This is a genomic window from Klebsiella sp. 7-CIP_Kleb. (assembly GCF_050378655.1).
Taxonomy (GTDB): Bacteria; Pseudomonadota; Gammaproteobacteria; order Enterobacterales; family Enterobacteriaceae; genus Klebsiella; species Klebsiella quasipneumoniae.
This window is the reverse complement of the sequence record NZ_JBNRLJ010000004.1, coordinates 54,619-73,424: the sequence shown is the minus strand read 5'-3', so window position 1 is coordinate 73,424 and position 18,806 is coordinate 54,619. Positions and strand designations below refer to the sequence as shown.

General features: G+C 61.8%; 17 protein-coding genes. 3 read left to right on the top strand and 14 right to left on the bottom strand.

Annotated elements, in window-relative coordinates; genetic code table 11:
• Positions 1-8 precede the first annotated feature (8 nt).
• From ACQUTI_RS15865 to ACQUTI_RS15805, 13 genes are read right to left on the bottom strand one after another with little or no spacing between them, the layout of a single operon-like run.
• On the bottom strand, positions 9-737 hold the full coding sequence (locus ACQUTI_RS15865) for a type II secretion system protein N (protein WP_240708792.1): 729 nt from the start codon (positions 735-737) through the stop codon (positions 9-11).
• Positions 727-1,212 (bottom strand): type II secretion system protein M, encoded by a 486-nt coding sequence (locus ACQUTI_RS15860; protein ID WP_122542671.1) that lies wholly within the window; start codon positions 1,210-1,212, stop codon positions 727-729. Before ACQUTI_RS15860 ends, ACQUTI_RS15865 begins: the two co-directional genes overlap by 11 nt.
• Positions 1,205-2,401, bottom strand: coding sequence for a type II secretion system protein GspL (gspL, locus tag ACQUTI_RS15855; RefSeq protein ID WP_122542669.1), 1,197 nt, complete (start codon positions 2,399-2,401; stop codon positions 1,205-1,207). The genes ACQUTI_RS15860 and gspL overlap by 8 nt, the downstream gene beginning before the upstream one ends.
• Positions 2,394-3,374 carry a type II secretion system minor pseudopilin GspK gene (gene gspK, locus ACQUTI_RS15850; RefSeq protein WP_004204412.1) on the bottom strand — a complete coding sequence of 327 codons (981 nt, stop codon included), beginning with the start codon at positions 3,372-3,374 and terminating at the stop codon, positions 2,394-2,396. Before gspK ends, gspL begins: the two co-directional genes overlap by 8 nt.
• Positions 3,371-3,967 (bottom strand): type II secretion system minor pseudopilin GspJ, encoded by a 597-nt coding sequence (gene gspJ, locus ACQUTI_RS15845; protein WP_048323018.1) that lies wholly within the window; start codon positions 3,965-3,967, stop codon positions 3,371-3,373. The genes gspK and gspJ overlap by 4 nt, the downstream gene beginning before the upstream one ends.
• Positions 3,964-4,329, bottom strand: a complete 366-nt coding sequence (gspI, locus tag ACQUTI_RS15840) for a type II secretion system minor pseudopilin GspI (protein ID WP_004204415.1) — start codon at positions 4,327-4,329, stop codon at positions 3,964-3,966. Before gspI ends, gspJ begins: the two co-directional genes overlap by 4 nt.
• Positions 4,326-4,841: a type II secretion system minor pseudopilin GspH gene (gspH, locus tag ACQUTI_RS15835; protein WP_004204416.1), complete on the bottom strand. Its 516-nt coding sequence runs from the start codon at positions 4,839-4,841 to the stop codon at positions 4,326-4,328. Before gspH ends, gspI begins: the two co-directional genes overlap by 4 nt.
• Positions 4,841-5,263 carry a type II secretion system major pseudopilin GspG gene (gspG, locus tag ACQUTI_RS15830; protein WP_004204417.1) on the bottom strand — a complete coding sequence of 141 codons (423 nt, stop codon included), beginning with the start codon at positions 5,261-5,263 and terminating at the stop codon, positions 4,841-4,843. Before gspG ends, gspH begins: the two co-directional genes overlap by 1 nt.
• Before the next feature lie 20 nt (positions 5,264-5,283).
• Positions 5,284-6,498: a type II secretion system inner membrane protein GspF gene (gene gspF, locus ACQUTI_RS15825; protein ID WP_114465181.1), complete on the bottom strand. Its 1,215-nt coding sequence runs from the start codon at positions 6,496-6,498 to the stop codon at positions 5,284-5,286.
• 1 nt (position 6,499) lies between these two features.
• The gene (gene gspE, locus ACQUTI_RS15820) at positions 6,500-7,993 is read right to left on the bottom strand and encodes a type II secretion system ATPase GspE (RefSeq protein WP_023319760.1); all 1,494 of its coding nucleotides are present in this window, start codon (positions 7,991-7,993) and stop codon (positions 6,500-6,502) included.
• Positions 7,990-9,963, bottom strand: a complete 1,974-nt coding sequence (gene pulD / locus ACQUTI_RS15815) for a GspD family T2SS secretin variant PulD (RefSeq protein WP_049003556.1) — start codon at positions 9,961-9,963, stop codon at positions 7,990-7,992. Before pulD ends, gspE begins: the two co-directional genes overlap by 4 nt.
• Positions 9,964-9,972: 9 nt before the next feature.
• Positions 9,973-10,815 (bottom strand): type II secretion system protein GspC, encoded by an 843-nt coding sequence (gene gspC / locus ACQUTI_RS15810; protein ID WP_062914384.1) that lies wholly within the window; start codon positions 10,813-10,815, stop codon positions 9,973-9,975.
• A complete protein-coding gene (locus ACQUTI_RS15805; protein WP_032426032.1) occupies positions 10,800-10,937 on the bottom strand; it encodes a hypothetical protein in 138 nt (45 codons plus the stop codon). Before ACQUTI_RS15805 ends, gspC begins: the two co-directional genes overlap by 16 nt.
• A gap of 184 nt (positions 10,938-11,121) precedes the next feature.
• Here ACQUTI_RS15805 and pulA point away from each other — a divergent pair, with 184 nt between their 5' ends.
• Positions 11,122-14,412, top strand: a complete 3,291-nt coding sequence (pulA, locus tag ACQUTI_RS15800; protein WP_043521982.1) for a pullulanase-type alpha-1,6-glucosidase — start codon at positions 11,122-11,124, stop codon at positions 14,410-14,412.
• Positions 14,413-14,472: 60 nt separating this feature from the next.
• Positions 14,473-15,030 (top strand): type II secretion system assembly factor GspB, encoded by a 558-nt coding sequence (gene gspB / locus ACQUTI_RS15795; protein ID WP_428923316.1) that lies wholly within the window; start codon positions 14,473-14,475, stop codon positions 15,028-15,030.
• A gap of 39 nt (positions 15,031-15,069) precedes the next feature.
• Here the strand turns inward: gspB and gspS are convergent, their stop codons facing one another.
• Positions 15,070-15,444 carry a type II secretion system pilot lipoprotein GspS gene (gspS, locus tag ACQUTI_RS15790; RefSeq protein ID WP_023319765.1) on the bottom strand — a complete coding sequence of 125 codons (375 nt, stop codon included), beginning with the start codon at positions 15,442-15,444 and terminating at the stop codon, positions 15,070-15,072.
• A 587-nt stretch (positions 15,445-16,031) separates the two neighbouring features.
• Here gspS and mrcB point away from each other — a divergent pair.
• Complete coding sequence (gene mrcB / locus ACQUTI_RS15785) at positions 16,032-18,581, top strand: bifunctional glycosyl transferase/transpeptidase (RefSeq protein ID WP_108450678.1); 2,550 nt, start codon at positions 16,032-16,034, stop codon at positions 18,579-18,581.
• Positions 18,582-18,806: the final 225 nt, after the last annotated feature.

Sequence of the window (18,806 nt, the reverse complement as noted above, 5' to 3'; positions counted from 1 at the left end):
TCCTTTAATCACCATTTTCCCTGCAGCTGCCACGGCGTCGGGCCCGGGTCGTTTTTGGCCATCGGGCGGGTGACCAGCAGCGCCAGCAGGGGCGGTATCCCCTGCCGGGGCTGTAGCGTACCGTGAAACAGATAGCGGCCATCGGGCGACAGGGTTCCCTGGCCGCTGAGGCTCAGCTGATGAGAATCCTGGCGGATGGCCAGCGCCACGGCGCCGGTCGCCGTACAGCTTAAGGTGCCACTGACCTGGGCTAACTCCAGGCTACCGACCGGAGAGTGCAGCCTGGCCTGACGCCACAGCGCGCGTCCGGCGGTGATTTGCCGACAGCGCCCCTCGCTGAAGTGCGCTTCGGCCAGGCTGAAAGTAACCTCTCCGTCGGCGCTGACGGGCATGGTCGGCGTTAGCCAGCGACCGAGCAGGCTGGCGGGGGCGCTGAGCCGCCCCTCCTGCAGGCGCAGATCGCGGATGCCCCACAGCCGGGCCTGACCCTCCACGCCGCGGGGATCGCTGAGCGCGATCTGCCAGCCAGCCGGGGTAAGCGACCACGTCAGCCGCTCAAGTCGTTCGCCGCGCCAGGAGACCGACTGCGCCGCGCCGCGCCAGATGCTGCCGCTGAGGTTGGCCACCTGTACCTCGGGCGGCAGCATCGGGACTAACAGGCGCGCCGGGGCGGTGGCGGTCAACCACAGCAGATAGAGCGCCAGCAGTAGTCCAACCGCGAACCCGTTAGCTTTCATCGTCGCGCTCCAGCAGCAGATGGTTGACCGTGACCCAGCCCGGCCGCGACGGCTGTGCGGTTACGGATAGCGAGACCGCGTTGACGCCGCGCATCGCCGGGGCGTCCAGCCAGTCCATCAGCGTCTGAAAGGCGCAGGGCTGAAGGGTGACCTGTAGACGTTTTCCCTGCGGCTGCAGACGAACGACTTCCAGCCCGTGGCTCGCCGCCTCGCGCATCACCAGCGCGGTGAGCGCCTCTTTTGCCGCCGGCGCGGGCTGCCGGCTGAGCTGCTGCAGGCGCGGACCCTGCTGCGTCATCCAGCGCAGGCTGGCCTGTTCTTTCACCAGGGTTTGCCGCCACTGCGCCTCGCGGGCTCGCCAGGGCTGCCACAGCCCGTACCAGAGGGCGCACACCACCAGCAGCCCCGCGAGTCCGAGCAGCAGGCGCTGCTCCGACGGCGTGCGCTGCCGCCACCAGATAAACAGATTAGCCATCGTTTTCCTCCAGCGTCAGTTGTCCCTCAATGCCATCCGGTTTCGTGGTCATGTCGCCTGGCCGGACGCGAAACCGCGGCTGCGCCCGCTGGGTGAACTGCTCCAGCGCCCGGGAAGAGGCCGCGGCGATATCCAGTTGCAGACGGTTGGCCGCGGCATCCCAGCTCAGCGCCCGCAGGCGGATCCCCGGCGTGTCGCTGATGATGTTCTGCAACGCGCTGAGGCGGTCGACGAGGGGGGCATGCTGCGCCTGACGGGCGAGGGTTTGCAGATGCTGCTGCATCTGCAGTCGCGGGTTAATCACCTTTTTCTCCGTAGGAAACCAGCGATGATAGTAGGCCCGGCTGGCCTGCTGGGCCGCCTCGGCCTGGCGCGCCAGATCGCGATGATCCAGAACGCTATTCACCGCCGCCAGCAGCGCCAGGGCCAGCGCGGCATACCGAGCCGGACGCCAGCTCCCCTGCGCAGGCTGCCGACGGCGGATGGCAAACTCTCCCTGCAGCAGACTGAGCTTCTGTGCCGCCGGTTGATTTGCGGCGAGGGAGAGCAGCGTCTGCGCAGGCTGCGCGCGCCACGCTCCCGGCGCCGCGGGCGGCGGCGAATAGCTGTCGATGACGTGCTCTTCCGCCTCGCCCCGCAGCAGCTCCGCCAGCCAGGAACTTTCCGCCGCCATGCCGCTCCATGGCTGGTGGCGGATCAGCCACTGCTCGTCCACCTGCACCGCGCTCCACGCCGGCGGTTGCCAGGGCAGGGCCAGCACATCGGGCGTCAACGCCAGGGGCCGTAGGGAGAGCGACTCGCAGCGCGCCAGCCAGTCGCGCATTTTTTGCCGCTGCACGGCGACGATCTCGCACTGGGCCTGCTGGCGGTGGAGCAGAGCAAAATGGGTGGCTTCCACATCGTCGGCCAGCTGCTCTTCCAACAGGAACGGGGCCACCTGCAGCGGCGGTTTACGCAGGCCTGCCGGCAGGCTGAGGGGGTGAAACGCGCAGTCGCTGGCCGGGATCAGCACCCAGGCCGGGTAATGCGCCGCCAGCGCCGGGAAAGGGCTGGCGTCGTCAGCCGGCCACTGGCCGCGGGCTTCGTGATGCGGATCGCCGGGGGCGAAGAGTTGCCAGTGCAGCGGCGCCTGCCCGGGGGCGAAGCGCACGATCAGCATGGCCTGGGGGGAAGCGTTAAACTTATTCATCAACCACCATAGAAAGTCCGTATCGCCGCTGGACGACGGTAAAGGCGCGCCCCTCCTGTTGCAGGACGCTGTGCAGCTGAAAGCGAAGGTTGCCGGTCACCACGGTGAAGGCGGCGATAAAGCGTGTGCTGCGCACCGTCAGCCAGGGGCGGGCGAGCGTGGTATCGGTTTTCTGCAGCGTAGGCTGCGCGAGAAACGCGGCGACGCTGCTCCACCCGGTTCGCGGGCGGTTGTGCAACAGCTGTTGCGCCTCCTGCAGCGTCAGATCGCCGGGAAAGAGGGCCACCAGCAGGGCGGCCTGTGAGGGCCGCAGGGTGTTGACATTGACCTGCAGCGCGTCATCCGGCTGGACGCAGACGAAGGGGAGCAGGCGCTGATAGAGCGCGGCGTCCATACCGGCCAGCAGGCGCAGCTCGCTGACATCCTGCATCGGCTGGTTGGCGGCGAGATAGCCCGGGGTTTGCGCCATATAAACCTCGTCCTCCGCCCCGTTCAGTCGCGGCTGGCCGTCGCTGTCCGTCCAGTCGCCGAGGGCGGCGGCGATCTGGCTGGCGCGCAGCGGCGATTCGCCGAGCAGCGCCAGCAGCCGGACGAAGACGTCGGTCGGGTAGGGCGTTTCGCCGCTGGTCTCATCCGCGCGATGGTTGATGGCATTGAGGTTAAAGCAGGCGTGCCCGTCGCGGATCGTGGCGAGGATTTCGCCATCGTCGAGGGTAAAGCGGCGTCCCTCCTGCGCCCAGGTTTGCGCCAGGTTCGTTTGACTGGGCGAGTCCAGCGCGTCGCGTTGCAGCAGCGCGGCGGCCATGTTTTCCGCCGCCAGGGCGTACCATCTGGCCTGCAGATTATCGAGGGTCACGGCGGTGTGTTGATACATGACCGAGGTGCGTTCGGTCATGGCGCTGGCGAGGATCATCATCAGGGCGAGGATGAACAGCACCATCAGGAGCGCGACGCCGCGTTGCCGATTTTTCACTGGCCGCCCCCCGGGGTAAGTAAAAACAGGCGGGTTATCTCCCCGCTGTTCGCCAGGGTCAGGGTGATCTCCAGCCCCTGCGGCAGCGTCTGAGGGCGGTCCCAGGTCTCCTGCCAGCGCCCGTCGGCATAAAACCGCAGGCGAAACGCCGTCACCTCGCGCAGCAGCACCCGGACCGTCGGCTGGCTCCCGGTCAGCGGATCCTGCTGATCGAAGCTCAGCCTTTCAAGCTGCTGCTGGCGCAGGCGGTAGCTGACGTTCTGGATCTCCGAGCGCGGGAGGATCCCCAGCGGATTCGGCCAGCCGCTGCGGCTGAAGGCCAGCCCCCAGTCATCGCTCTGCAACTGAAAACGTCCGGCAAAGAAAAGCGTGTCGCTGTTTCTGGCGCGACGAGGAATGATGTGCGTGACATCGTCGGCTATCTGGCGAAAAGCGCGCTGGAGGGCGGCGATCTGCTGGCTCTTCTCGCGGGTGAGGCCATCGGCGCGGATGACGTTCTGCAGCACCATCACGGCGGCGGCGCTGAGGACGGCGAGGATAGCCAGCGCCAGCAGCGTTTCAATCAGGGTGAAACCGCGCATTTTCGTTATCATGGCGGCGTCACCCAGGTGCGCAGAGTCGCCAGCGGCGCGGGATCGCTTTTTTGCCGCCGGACCTCCACGTCCAGCGCCCGCAGCTGCGGCAGCGCGGTTTCCACCCCCTGCCAGCGGACGAACCAGCGCGTCCCGGCGGCCTCCACGGTGGTTTCAGACCAGCTGAGGGCAGGCCAGCGTTTCTCCAGCCGCAGCTGCACCAGCTGATTATCCGCCAGCCAGCTGGCGAGGATTTTCTCTTCCATACGCCCGAGCTGCCGCGTCTGCTGCAGGGTGGATTGCATCACCGCCAGGCCGGCGAGGGCGAAAATCACCAGCGCGACCATCACTTCGATAAGCGTCATTCCGCTCTCGCGTTTCATGGCTGCTCCCGCGCCGCCAGCGGCTGACTGTCGCCCTGGGCGTCGATGTTGATGCCCGTCGCGGCGTCAATCCGCAGCTGAAACGGGGTGACTTCGCCGCCGGGAAAGATGATCACGTCGGGCTGCTCGCCCGGCGTCCACGCCTGGCCGTTGGGAAAGCGCAGCGTCAGCCTGGCCCGCGGGAGGGTTTCCGCCGTGGTGGCGCGCCCGGCCTGCAGCGGAAGCCACTGCGCGTTGCCCCAGCGGTCGTCAGCCGCCGCCGGGGCGCCTTCGTCGGCAGGCTGCAGGCGCATAAACTGCCAGCGGTCAGGGTGGATAACGATCCCGAAGAGCTGGCCGGTTTGCTGCCCGCGCTCGCGGACAAAATCCAGCTGCGCCTGAAAGCGCGCCAGGATCTGCGTGGCCTCCTGGGTGCGGGCGGAGGGAAACGCCAGCAGCACCATGCTGGCGCTGACGCCGATCAGCAGCAGGACCAGCATCATTTCCAGGAGGGTGAAACCGCGCTGAGACACTATTTCTTCCCGAGGGTCCAGTTGCCGATGTCGTCATTGGTGTCGGGCATCCCGTCCGGGCCGACGCTGAAGACGTCGATGGCGCCATGCTGACCGGGGCTTAACAGCTGATACTCATTTCCCCATGGGTCCTGCGGCAGGCGGCGGATATAGCCACCTTCCGGGTAGTTGCGGGCATGCGGCTCGACGGCCGGGGCGGTCACCAGTGCCTGCAGACCCTGTTCGGTATTCGGGTAGCGGCTGTTGTCCAGCTTATACATGTCCAGCGCCCCCTCGAGCGCCACCAGATCGCTGACCACCTTCTGGCGGTCCGCTTTCTCCTTGTTGCCCATCAGGTTAGGTACCACCAGGCTGGCGAGGATACCGAGAATGACGATCACCACCATAATTTCCAGTAACGTGAAGCCGCGTTGCCGTTGCATAGTTTTCTCCATTAATACAGTCACATACTCATAAGGGTATTCAGTTGCAGGATCGGCTGCAGGATGGCCAGCACGATAAACAGCACCATGCCGGCCATGGTGACCACCAGCAGGGGTTCAAACAGGCTGAGGGACATCTGGATCTGCGCGCTCAGTTCCCGGTCCTGGTTCTCCGCCGCGCGCTCCAGCATGGCGGTCAGCTCACCGCTCTGTTCGCCGCTGGCGATCATGTAGCGCATCATCGGCGGAAACAGCGCCGTGGCCTCCAGCGCGCGATGCAGGCTGACGCCTTCGCGCACCGACTCGCTGGCGGTCTCCAGCTGGCTGCGCGCCCAGGCATTGCTGAGAACGCCCGCGCTGATGCGCATCGACAGCAGCAGCGGCACCGCGCTGGCGTTGAGAATGCTTAAGGTGCGGGCGTAGCGCGCGCTGTTGACGCTGCGCGTCACGCGGCCGATGACCGGCAGGCGCAGCAGCGCCCGGTCCCAGGCGAGCCGCCGGGCAGGCTGGCGCAGCAGATAGCGCAGCCCCAGCAGCGCCAGTAACGACAGCAGCACCAGCCAGGGGCCCGCGCTGCGCACTATGTCGCTCAGGCTCATCAGCAGCCGGGTAGAGAAGGGCAGAGCCTGTTTAAGATGGACAAACTGCTCGACGACTTTCGGCACCACGGTGGAGAGCAGAATGGCGATCACGCTGATGGCGACCAGCGTCAGCACGATGGGGTAGATCATCGCCTGCAGCAGGCGGGCGCGAAGCTGCTGGCGCTGCTCGGTATAGTCCGCCAGCCGATTCAGCACGCCGTCGAGATGGCCGGAGGTTTCGCCAGCCGCCACCATGGCGCAGAACAGGCCGTCGAAGCAGGCGGGATAGCCGCGCATCGCCTCCGCCAGCGAATGGCCTTCGAGCACTTTGCTCCGCACCCCGGCCATTAACGTTCTCAGCGGCGCCTTTTCGCACTGCTGGGCGACGGCATCGAGCGCTTTCTCCAGCGGAATGCCGGCGGCGACCAGGGTGGCCAGCTGGCGAGTGAGCAGGGCTAAATCACCGGCGCTGGTGCGCCGGGTAAGGAGCCCGCCGCGCCACAGCCGGCTCGCCGGGTCGGCGGCGGCCACTTCCAGCGCCAGCCAGCCTTTGTCCCGCAGCAGCTGGCGGGCGTGGCGGGCGGAGTCGGCTTGTTGAACGCCGCGGCGGGTTTTGCCCTGCGCGTCCAGCGCCTGATAGCGAAACAGGGCCATCTCAGACGCTGTCCGCCGTTTGCTGTTCGGTGACCCGCATCACCTCCTCCCAGCTGGTGATCCCCGCCAGCGCTTTATCGCGCCCGGCATGGCGCAGGGTCTGCCAGGCCGGCCCCAGCTGCTGGATCAGGGTGATCTCATTTTCGCCGCGGTGGATGGCGGCGCGGACGCGGTCGTCGATCGGCAGCAGCTCGTGAATGCCGGTGCGTCCGCGATAGCCGGTGAAATTACACCGGGCGCAGCCTTTTGGCTGCCACAGCGGCGTGCCGGCCGGGACCGCCATCTGCCGGGCGGTATCGGCATCCGCCTGCGTGGGCTGACGGCAGTGCGGGCACAGTTGGCGCACCAGCCGCTGCGACATCACCGCCAGCAGCGACGTGGAGAGTAAAAAAGGCTCCACGCCCATATCCTGCAGACGGGAAATAGCGCCCAGCGCGCTGTTGGTGTGCAGGGTCGACAGCACCAGGTGGCCGGTGAGCGAGGCCTGAACGGCGATCTGCGCGGTTTCGCCATCGCGGATTTCGCCCACCAGCACCACGTCCGGATCCTGGCGCAGGATGGCGCGCAGGCCGCGGGCGAAGGTCATCTCGACTTTGGCGTTGACCTGAGTCTGGCCGATGCCCTCCAGCTCATATTCCACCGGATCTTCAATGGTCATGATGTTGCGCTCCCGGGCGTCGAGGCGGCTGAGGGCGGCGTAGAGCGTCGTGCTTTTCCCGGATCCGGTCGGCCCGGTGACCAGAATGATGCCGTGTGGCCGGGCGATCAGCGCGTCGACCTGGTCGAGCAGGGCGGGGGGCATGCCCAGCGTCAGCAGATCCAGGTTGACGCTGTTTTTGTCCAGCAGGCGCAGCACCACGCGTTCCCCATGGCTGGAGGGCAGGGTGGAGACGCGCACGTCTATCGCCCGCCCGCCGATGCGCAGCGCCATACGGCCATCCTGGGGAACCCGTTTTTCCGCAATGTCCAGGCTCGCCATCACCTTGATACGCGAAATTAACAGCGCGGCCAGCCGCCGCTGCGGGCGGAGAATTTCCCGCAGCACGCCGTCGACGCGAAAGCGGATCTGCAGATGGCGCTCATAGGTTTCGATATGGATATCGGAGGCTTTCTCTTTGATAGCCTCGGTGAGCATGGCGTTGATCAGACGGATAATCGGTGCATCGTCCTCGCTGTCGAGCAGATCGTCGGTATCCGGCAGCTCTTCGGCGAGGGTATAGAGGTCAAGCTCATTGCCGATGTCGGCCATCATCCGGTGCGCTTCCGCCGAGTCGCGCTGATAGCTGAGCACCAGCGCTTTCTCGAACGCGTCCGGCGCCAGACGGCTGACGCTCATCGGCCCGTCCGCCAGGCGGCGCGCTTCCAGCAGCGCCCGGGCGGCGGTGTCCGCGCGGCACAACGCTTCGCAGCGTTCGCCGTCGCTGAGCAGCACCAGATGGTGCGCCCGGGCCCAGGCGAAGGGCAGCAGCGGACGGCGTTCGGCGGCTGGCGTCATAGGCGGCCTCCGAGGTTAAAAGCGTCAATGGCGGCGCTGACCTGGCGGAAGGCCTGGGTCTCCTGCTGCGGGTAGATGTGCAACAGATCGTTGCTGAGCGATGCTTCGCTGCTCTCTTTGCCCCGCTGTTTGGTTTGCGCATCGTTGAAGGCGGTGTACTGGCCGGAAGAGGCCTGGCGGTACTCATCGCGGTCGCGAATAATGGTCGGGCGGATAAACAGCATCAGGTTGCGCTTCGACACTTTCTTGCTGTCGGAGCGGAACAGCGCGCCGATCACCGGGATGTCGCCGAGCAGCGGCACTTTGTCGGCGGTATCGGTGACGCTTTTATCCAGCAGCCCGCCAACCACCACCGTTTCGCCGCTGCCGACCAGCACGGCGTTATTCACCGTCCGGGTATTAAAGGTCGCTCCGAGATCGCTGCTGGTGCTGGAGGCCGAATCGGCGACGCTCGATACTTCCTGCTCAATCTCCAGCAGCACGGCATCGCCTTCGTTAATCTGCGGCTTCACCTTCAGCTTAATGCCCACGGTTTTGCGCTCGACGGTATTAAAGATGTTGTCGCCGGAGGTGGTTTGCGAGCCGGTTAACACCGGGACTTCCTGGCCGACGTTGAAGGTGGCTTGCATATTGTCGAGGGTGACGATGCTGGGGGTGGCCAGAATATCGTTCTTGGTACTGCTGGAGAGGGCGGTCAGCAGCATCGCCCAGTTCCCCTGATAGAAACCGGCGGCGATACCGTTAAACGAGCCGAGGGCGCTGGCCAGCGAGCTGCTGATGGTGCCGTCTTTGTTGTACTGGTTGGCGCCGGCGATGACGCTGGATATCGGCAAACCGCTGTTGGTGAACTGGGTCATGCCGGCGTTTTTATTGGCCCACTGGATACCGAGATTGAGGCCGTCGGCATCCTGCACTTCGGCGATAATCGCCTCCACCAGCACCTGAGGGCGGCGGATATCCAGCTGGGCGATCACTCGCTCCAGATCGTTCATCACGTCCGGCGCGGCGGTGACGATCAGGGCGTTGGTCTGGCCGTGGGCTTTGATAATGATATTTTTATCGATCGCGGCCACCGGTTTGGCGCTTTGCTTATCGTTCTGCAACGAGCTGCTGATCCCGGTCAGGACCTCCACCAGATCGGCGGCTTTGGCGTACTTCAGGTAGATCACTTTGGTGTTGCCCTGCACCGCCTGCTGGCGGTCGAGCTGTTTGATCATGGCGATAATGCGCTGGCGCGAGTTTGGCTCGCCGCTCACCAGCACCGAGTTGGTACGCTCATCGGCCACCACGTTCGCCACCATCGATCCCGGCAGCGCCGATTTGCTGGTGTCTTTATTGAGTTCGGTAACCAGTTTGACCACCTCCGCAGCGGAGGCCCAGGAGAGAGGCACGGTCACCACGCTGCGATCCCCGGCGTTGTCGACGCGTTCGACAATAGTCAGCAGGCGTTTGATCACCGCCGCGCGGCCGGTCATCAGCAGGACGTTGGAGGGTTCATAATGGACCACGCTGCCGGCGCCAGCGTTATCATTCAGCTGGCGGAGCAGCGGCGCGAGATCGCGGGCGGCGACGTTGGTCAGGGGCACCACCCGGGTGACGACCTCATCGCCTTCGCCCGGCGCGGCCTCGCTGGCGACCGGAACGGCCGAGGTCTTGGCGTCTTTAGCGCGGACCACCTTCAGCACGCCGTTATTCATATTAATCACGGCGAAGCCATATACATCCAGCACGCTGAGGAAGAATTGATAATATTGCTCTTCATTGAGCATATCGTAACTGCGCACGGTGATAGTGCCGCGTACGCTGGGATCGATAATCACCGTTTTATTCAGGTTTTTGCTGACGGTATTGATAAATTCCTGGATATCGGTGCCTTTAAAACTGGCGGAAAATTCCTCCGCGGCGGCCGGGGGAAATAGCAGCGGGGTTAATATCAGCAGCGCAGGCAGCATTTTTCGCAGGCGTTTCATGGTTGGCAATTATTCATCCCCCAGGGCGAAAGCAATATCGTGTCGTTGGCCTTCCCGCTCAACGGTTAGCGTTATTTCGGTCATGTCGGCCAAATTCTGCAGCGCCTGTTGCGCTTGTTCCTGTTCGCGTAAATCGATGCCATTTAAGGCAATCGCCAAATCATTTGCCTGTAGGCCGGTCTGGCGAAACAGCGAGGGGTCTTTGCCAGGATTAAGTCGATAGCCCTGCAGTTTGTCGCCGCTGAGTACCGGCGAAATCGTTAAATACGTGAGGATATTTTGCGGCTGCTCGCGGAGTCGCTTCATCAGGGGCGGACGGGGCGCGGCGGCGGGCGATGACGACGGCGCGCGGGTATCGTTAAATAATAAAATGGCCTCCTGGCGCCCCTGATAGTTGACGATGATCCGGTCTGGCAGGATGGCAGCGATCTGCGCATCGTACCCCGGGGTGGTATCGCCGACGCTAAGGCTAACCTGCTGATTTCCCTTTTCAATAATCGCGATGGATCGCGCCGGGTTGCTGCTGGCGAGCAGCCCGGCCAGGCGTAGCTTCAGGCTGGAAACCGGCACCTGATTGAGGCTGGTGGCCTCCGCTGGCGCGGGGGGGTTTTTAGCCGCCAGGCCAAACAGGGTAAATGCGGGCCGCACATTTTTAAATTCCGGATCTGCCGCCGGAGGCATGGTTAACGGTAGGGCGGAAATATCCTCAGGACTCACAGGGAATACCACCCGCCAGGTTAATTTCGCCAGCTGCGGAATGGCGGTTATTAATATGATGAGCGTCACAATTTGGGGTAATAATTTAATTATCCCTTTATTTATATTTGTTAACCCCATCACAGAAACTGGCATTTTAATTCCTTTGCTAATTTATTTTTCTGCACGCTGGCGTAATACCCTACCGAAACAGGTAGGTGATTATTGGCTTTTGAATGAATTATTGCCGGAGAGTGGCGATAAGCGTGGCGAATCATAATCAGTTTGCGGTTTGCGGTCGTCATTCCCTTTATTCATTTACTCCCCCGGCTTCCTACGCCCCCCTCTCATCTGTGGGGGATGATTGCGCCTGGGAAAGCAAAAATATCTAATTAGCGCGCTGTAAAGATATTCATCCTTTCTTACCTTTTATAATTTAATAAGCATATTAGGGACTATCGAATGCTCAGATATACCTGTCATGCCCTATTTATTGGATCGTTAGTATTATTGAGTGGCTGTGATAACAGCTCTTCCTCCTCTTCCTCTGGCTCACCTGGCGACCCAGGTAATCCCGGCACGCCCGACCCACAGGATGTCGTCGTCCGTTTACCGGACGTTGCCGTCCCTGGCGAAGCGGTACAGGCCTCTGCCAACCAGGCTGTCATTCATCTCGTCGATATCGCCGGCATCACCAGCAGCACGCCGGCCGACTATGCCAGCAAAAACCTCTATCTGTGGAATAACGAAACCTGCGATGCGCTGAGCGCGCCGGTGGCGGACTGGAATGATGTCAGCACCACGCCGACCGGCAGCGACAAATATGGCCCTTACTGGGTGATCCCGTTGACCAAAGAGAGCGGATGTATCAACGTTATCGTCCGCGATGGCACCAATAAGCTTATCGACAGCGACCTGCGCGTCTCTTTCAGCGATTTCACCGATCGGACGGTATCGGTCATCGCCGGCAACAGCGCGGTCTATGACTCCCGCGCCGACGCCTTCCGCGCCGCCTTTGGCGTGGCGCTGGCCGATGCGCATTGGGTCGATAAGACCACTCTGCTGTGGCCGGGCGGGGAAAATAAACCCATTGTGCGCCTCTATTACAGCCACAGCAGTAAGGTGGCTGCCGACAGTAACGGCGAATTTACCGATAAATATGTCAAGCTGACCCCCACCACCGTCAGCCAGCAGGTGAGCATGCGCTTCCCGCATCTCGCTAGCTATCCTGCCTTTAAGCTGCCGGATGACGTCAACGTCGATGAATTGCTGCAGGGCGAGACGGTGGCGATATCCGCCGAAAGCGACGGGATCCTGAGCTCCGCCACCCAGGTGCAGACCGCCGGCGTACTGGACGATACCTATGCCGCCGCCGCCGAGGCGCTGAGCTATGGCGCCCAGCTAACCGATAGCGGCGTGACCTTCCGCGTCTGGGCGCCCACGGCGCAGCAGGTCGAGCTGGTGATCTATAGCGCGGACAAGAAAGTGATAGCCAGTCACCCGATGACCCGCGACAGCGCCTCCGGCGCCTGGTCCTGGCAGGGAGGGAGCGACCTGAAAGGCGCGTTCTACCGCTACGCGATGACGGTCTACCACCCGCAGTCGCGTAAAGTCGAGCAGTACGAAGTGACCGATCCCTACGCCCATAGTTTGTCGACCAACTCGGAGTACAGCCAGGTGGTCGATCTGAACGACAGCGCGCTGAAGCCGGAAGGCTGGGACGGGCTGACGATGCCGCACGCGCAGAAAACCAAAGCCGACCTGGCGAAAATGACGATCCACGAATCGCATATTCGCGATCTCTCCGCCTGGGATCAAACCGTTCCTGCGGAGCTCCGCGGCAAGTATCTGGCGCTCACCGCCCAGGAGAGCAATATGGTCCAGCATCTGAAACAGCTGTCGGCCTCGGGCGTGACCCATATTGAGCTGCTGCCGGTCTTCGATCTGGCGACGGTCAATGAGTTCAGCGACAAAGTCGCCGATATTCAGCAGCCGTTCAGTCGCCTGTGCGAGGTCAACAGCGCGGTGAAGAGCAGCGAGTTCGCGGGCTATTGCGACAGCGGTTCGACGGTTGAAGAGGTGCTGACTCAGCTGAAGCAGAACGACAGCAAGGATAACCCGCAGGTGCAGGCGTTGAATACGCTGGTGGCGCAGACCGACTCCTATAACTGGGGCTACGATCCGTTCCACTACACGGTACCGGAAGGATCCTACGCCACCGATCCGGAAGGCACGGCGCGCATTAAAGAGTTCCGCACCATGATTCAGGCGATCAAGCAGGATCTGGGAATGAACGTCATTATGGACGTGGTGTACAACCACACCAACGCCGCCGGCCCGACCGACCGCACTTCGGTACTGGATAAGATCGTCCCCTGGTACTATCAGCGTCTGAACGAAACTACCGGCAGCGTGGAATCGGCTACCTGTTGCTCCGACTCGGCGCCAGAGCACCGGATGTTCGCCAAGCTTATCGCCGATTCACTGGCGGTATGGACCACCGATTATAAGATCGATGGCTTCCGCTTCGACCTGATGGGCTACCACCCGAAAGCGCAGATCCTCTCGGCCTGGGAACGCATTAAAGCGCTGAACCCGGATATCTACTTCTTTGGCGAAGGCTGGGATTCCAACCAGAGCGATCGCTTTGAAATTGCCTCGCAAATCAATCTCAAAGGCACCGGGATCGGCACGTTCTCCGATCGTCTGCGCGACGCCGTGCGCGGCGGCGGGCCGTTCGACTCCGGTGATGCATTGCGCCAGAACCAGGGCGTGGGCAGCGGGGCCGGCGTCCTGCCGAATGAGCTGACCACCCTGACCGACGATCAGGCGCGTCACCTCGCCGATCTGACCCGTCTCGGCATGGCCGGTAACCTTGCGGACTTCGTGCTGATCGACAAAGACGGCGCGGTGAAGAGAGGCAGCGAGATTGACTATAACGGTGCGCCAGGCGGCTACGCGGCTGATCCGACGGAAGTCGTGAACTATGTGTCAAAACACGATAACCAGACGCTGTGGGACATGATCAGCTATAAAGCCGCTCAGGAGGCAGATCTCGATACCCGCGTCCGGATGCAGGCGGTGTCGCTGGCGACGGTGATGCTCGGCCAGGGGATCGCCTTTGACCAGCAGGGTTCAGAGCTGCTGCGCTCTAAATCCTTTACCCGCGACTCGTATGATTCCGGCGACTGGTTTAACCGCGTGGACTACTCCCTGCAGGACAACAACTACAACGTCGGTATGCCGCGCAGCAGCGATGATGGCAGCAACTATGACATCATCGCCCGCGTGAAGGACTGGGTGGCCACCCCGGGCGAAGCCGAGCTCAAGCAGATGACCGCGTTTTATCAGGAGCTGACCGCGCTGCGTAAATCGTCGCCGCTGTTTACCCTCGGCGACGGCGCGACGGTGATGCAGCGCGTGGACTTCCGCAATACCGGCGCCGATCAGCAGACTGGTCTGCTGGTGATGACCATCGATGACGGGATCCAGGCTGGCGCCAGCCTGGACAGCCGCGTCGACGGCATCGTGGTGGCGATCAACGCTGCCCCGGAAAGCCGGACGCTGCAGGATTTCGCCGGCACATCGCTCCAGCTGAGCGCTATTCAGCAGGCGGCGGGCGACCGGTCGCTGGCCAGCGGCGTGCAGGTTGCCGCTGACGGCTCGGTCACGCTGCCGGCCTGGTCGGTTGCCGTCCTCGAATTGCCGCAGGGCGAATCGCAGGGCGCCGGCCTGCCGGTGAGCAGTAAATAAGGTGACGTGGGGCGCCCGTAAGGGCGCCTTCTCGTTATCGTGAGGGAACAGGAGACCGTTGTGATTGTTCGTGATGACAGTGAAAGAGGGATCCCCCTGCTGGTGGCGCATCAGCCGCCCACCACACTGGCGGACGCGCCGGTGGTCCGCGGCCGGATGGTGCAGATCCCTGGCTGGATTATCCCGCTGTACGCCGGATTATTTATCGCGCTCGGCTGGTTTGGCGGCGAGCAGTGGCGTCACCCGGCACCGCCGCAAACGCTGCCCTTGCCGGTGGCGCATGCGGCGCTTCTGCCGTTAACCGCTGCCGGAGAGGCCGCGCCAAAGACGCCGCCGCCGGCGGCAAAAGCCAGCGCGCCCGCCGCGCCGGTGGTGGACAGCGATACGCTGCCGCCTCTGCGCTACAGCGCCCATGTCTACGCCTCGTTAGCGGAAAAGCGCAGCATTGTGTTAAACGGCAAAGCGTGGACCGAGGGCGATTCCCCGCTGCCCAATCTGGTGGTAGAGCAGATCCAGCAGGATGTGACGATCTTTAGCTTCAATGGCACGACCTTTACCCTCGCGGCGCTGGAGGACTGGCCCGGCGGGAAAATTGACGAGGAGCCGAAAGGCGAATAAGGAGCAAGCGCAATTCAATGCGCGTTGAAGATATTTTGCTTAGTCGCCGCGTAGGCTGGCAATAAAGGGAGCAAGCTGGCGATTAAATTGACTGCACTGTGTGGCTTCCGGGGTGCTGTCCTGTAAAAGCTGTTGGTAAAGCCGGTCGCTATTTTGACTTAACGTTGCCGGGTCAATATTTCCCCATCCGCGCGCTTTGCCGACATTCACCACCGCCCGATAAATAGTTTCATCGGCGGGCAGATCGCTACGATTACATTTATTCTTGAGATAGCGCGTTCCTGCCGCCACGGACGAGAGCTGCTCGAGCTGTGCCTGGCTACTGATGGCCGGACTGAGCGTTGAGGCGGGTTTCTGTTGGCAGCCAGAGAGTAAGGCCACCACGCAAAGCGGGAATATAAGTGGAATGCGCATAGTAGAGTAATCAAAATAATGAATCACTGGCCGCTAGTTTAACAAATATTTCCCTGGTGTCATCATAAAATATTATTCTACATAAATGTTAACAGCCTCTCATTTTTATTGGCAGAAACTCGATTCATCCCCTTTACTTCTCTCAATAATAAATGCTGTCGTCCAGGAAATATATTTTCAGTCTGAGGCGATGCCGCCGCATTTGGCATCAGGGCGAGCGTCATTTTTTATGTTATTAAAAAACATACTCTTTCCCATCTTGTTACGTAAGCACGAGGTAAAATGCTGGTTAAGAATGTCGCATTTTAGTGCTATCCTGTATGCCCTGAACATTACGTGCTATGTTCTGACTTATTCTGCCAGTGATGCGTTTAACACATTGATTTTATGGTGAATTTCTATTGTTAGTATCATGTGAAGCGAAGCAAAGCAACCCTTTGAAAGGTGGGCGGCGCGTTCTGCCCGCCAGCAGGTTGTCGTCCTGAGGATGAGCAGCCTGAACGTTAATTTGAGAGATTTCTTCTTCCTCTGAACGGAGGAAGTATTGAGAATCAGGCCTTTGCGCCTGAACGTTGCGGAGAAAAAGCATGGCGGGAGATGACCGCGAGCCTATCGGACGTAAGGGAAGACCCTCACGTCCGACAAAACAGAAAGTCACCCGTCGCCGGGTCCGGGAAGAGGACTACGACGACGAGTATGATGACGATGATTATGAGGATGAGAAACCGGTGCCGAGAAAAGCCAAAGGCAAAGGTGGCAAGCCTCGTCGTAAGCGCAGCTGGCTGTGGCTGCTGGTCAAGCTGGGGATTGTCTTCGCGGTGCTGATTGCCGCCTATGGCGTCTACCTCGACCAGAAAATCCGCAGCCGCATCGACGGTAAAGTTTGGGAGCTGCCGGCTGCGGTCTATGGCCGGATGGTGAACCTTGAGCCGGACATGCAGATCAGCAAAAACGAGATGGTGCGTCTGCTGAACGCCACCCAGTATCGTCAGGTTAGCGCGATGACGCGTCCCGGCGAATATACGGTGCAGGCCAACAGCATCGAGATGATCCGCCGTCCGTTCGATTTCCCGGACAGTAAAGAAGGGCAGGTGCGCGCGCGTCTGACCTTCGACGGCGACCATCTGGAAACCATCGAGAATATGGATAACAACCGCCAGTTCGGTTTCTTCCGCCTCGATCCGCGGCTTATTACCATGCTGCAGTCGCCGAACGGCGAGCAGCGTCTGTTCGTGAAGCGCAGCGGCTTCCCTGACCTGCTGGTGGATACACTGCTGGCGACCGAAGACCGCCACTTCTACGAGCACGATGGCATCAGCCTCTATTCCATCGGCCGTGCGGTGCTGGCGAACCTGACGGCAGGCCGGACGGTGCAAGGGGCAAGTACCCTGACCCAGCAGTTGGTGAAAAACCTGTTCCTCTCCAGCGAGCGCTCCTACTGGCGTAAAGCCAACGAAGCGTACATGGCGCTGATCGTCGACGCCCGCTACAGCAAGGATCGCATCCTTGAGCTGTACATGAACGAGGTGTACCTCGGTCAGAGCGGCGATAACGAAATTCGCGGCTTCCCGCTGGCCAGCCTGTACTACTTTGGCCGTCCGGTGGAAGAGCTGAGCCTCGACCAGCAGGCGCTGCTGGTGGGGATGGTGAAAGGGGCCTCGGTGTATAACCCGTGGCGCAACCCGAAGCTGGCCCTTGAGCGACGCAATCTGGTGCTGCGTCTGCTGCAGCAGCAGCAGGTCATCGACCAGGAGCTGTACGACATGCTGAGCGCGCGTCCGCTGGGCGTGCAGCCGCGCGGCGGGGTCATTTCACCACAGCCGGCGTTCATGCAGATGGTGCGTCAGGAGCTGCAGGCGAAGCTGGGCGATAAAGTAAAAGATCTCTCCGGCGTGAAGATCTTCACTACCTTCGACTCGGTGGCGCAGGATGCCGCGGAAAAAGCGGCTACTGAAGGGATCCCGGTACTGAAGAAACAGCGCAAGCTGGCAGATCTGGAAACTGCCATGGTGGTGGTGGACCGCTTTACCGGTGAAGTGCGGGCGATGGTCGGCGGCGCGGAGCCGCAGTTCGCCGGCTACAACCGCGCGATGCAGGCCCGCCGGTCGATTGGTTCTCTGGCCAAGCCGGCGACCTATCTGACCGCGCTGAGCCAGCCGAATCAGTATCGCCTGAATACGTGGATCGCCGATGCGCCAGTGACCATTCGCCTGTCCAATGGCCAGACCTGGTCGCCGCAGAACGACGATCGTCGCTTCAGCGGCCAGGTGATGCTGGTAGATGCCCTGACTCGTTCGATGAACGTGCCGACGGTTAACCTCGGGATGGCGCTGGGCTTGCCGGCGGTGGTCGATACCTGGACCAAACTGGGGGCGCCGAAGAATCAGCTCAACGCCGTGCCGGCGATGCTGCTTGGCGCGCTGAACCTGACGCCGATTGAAGTGGCCCAGGCCTTCCAGACCATCGCCAGCGGCGGCAACCGTGCACCACTCTCCGCCCTGCGGTCAGTGATTGCGGAAGATGGCACGGTGCTGTATCAGAGCTACCCGCAGGCGGAGCGCGCGGTGCCTGCCCAGGCGGCCTATATGACGCTGTGGACCATGCAGCAGGTAGTGCAGCGCGGGACGGGGCGTCAGCTGGGGGCGAAGTATCCGGGCCTCCATCTGGCGGGGAAAACCGGGACCACCAACAATAACGTCGATACCTGGTTTGCCGGGATCGACGGTAGCCAGGTGACCATCACCTGGGTGGGGCGCGACAATAACCAGCCAACCAAACTGTACGGTGCCAGCGGTGCGATGTCGATTTATCAGCGTTATCTGGCGAACCAGACGCCAACGCCGCTGGTGCTGACGCCGCCCGAAGATGTGGTCGACATGGGCGTGGACAGCAACGGCAACTTCGTCTGCAGCGGCGGGATGCGTTCGCTGCCGGTGTGGACGACGCAGCCGGATGCGCTGTGCCGCCAGGGCGAGATGATGCAGCAGCAGCAGTTGCAGCAGCAGGAAGCGAACAACCCGTTCAATCAGTCCGGGCAGCAGCAGCCTCAGCAGCAACCGCAGCAACAGCCGCCGAAGCAGCAGGAGAAGAGCGACGGCGTCGCGGGCTGGATCAAGGATATGTTCGGCAGTAACTGATCTACGCCATAAGACCAGACCCCTTAAGACGAAAGTATTAAGGGGTTTTTTTACGTCTGTAAAAAAGTTAACGGCTCTTTAACTCCATAATAACTATCTGGTTATTAATTCAGCCTTCAACCCGCAGCGACAGGCATATCGCTTGCCTTGCCTTCGACGTTTCGCCTATTATATCGCCCGTCATAATAATAATTCTCGTTTACGTTATCATTCACTTTCATCAGA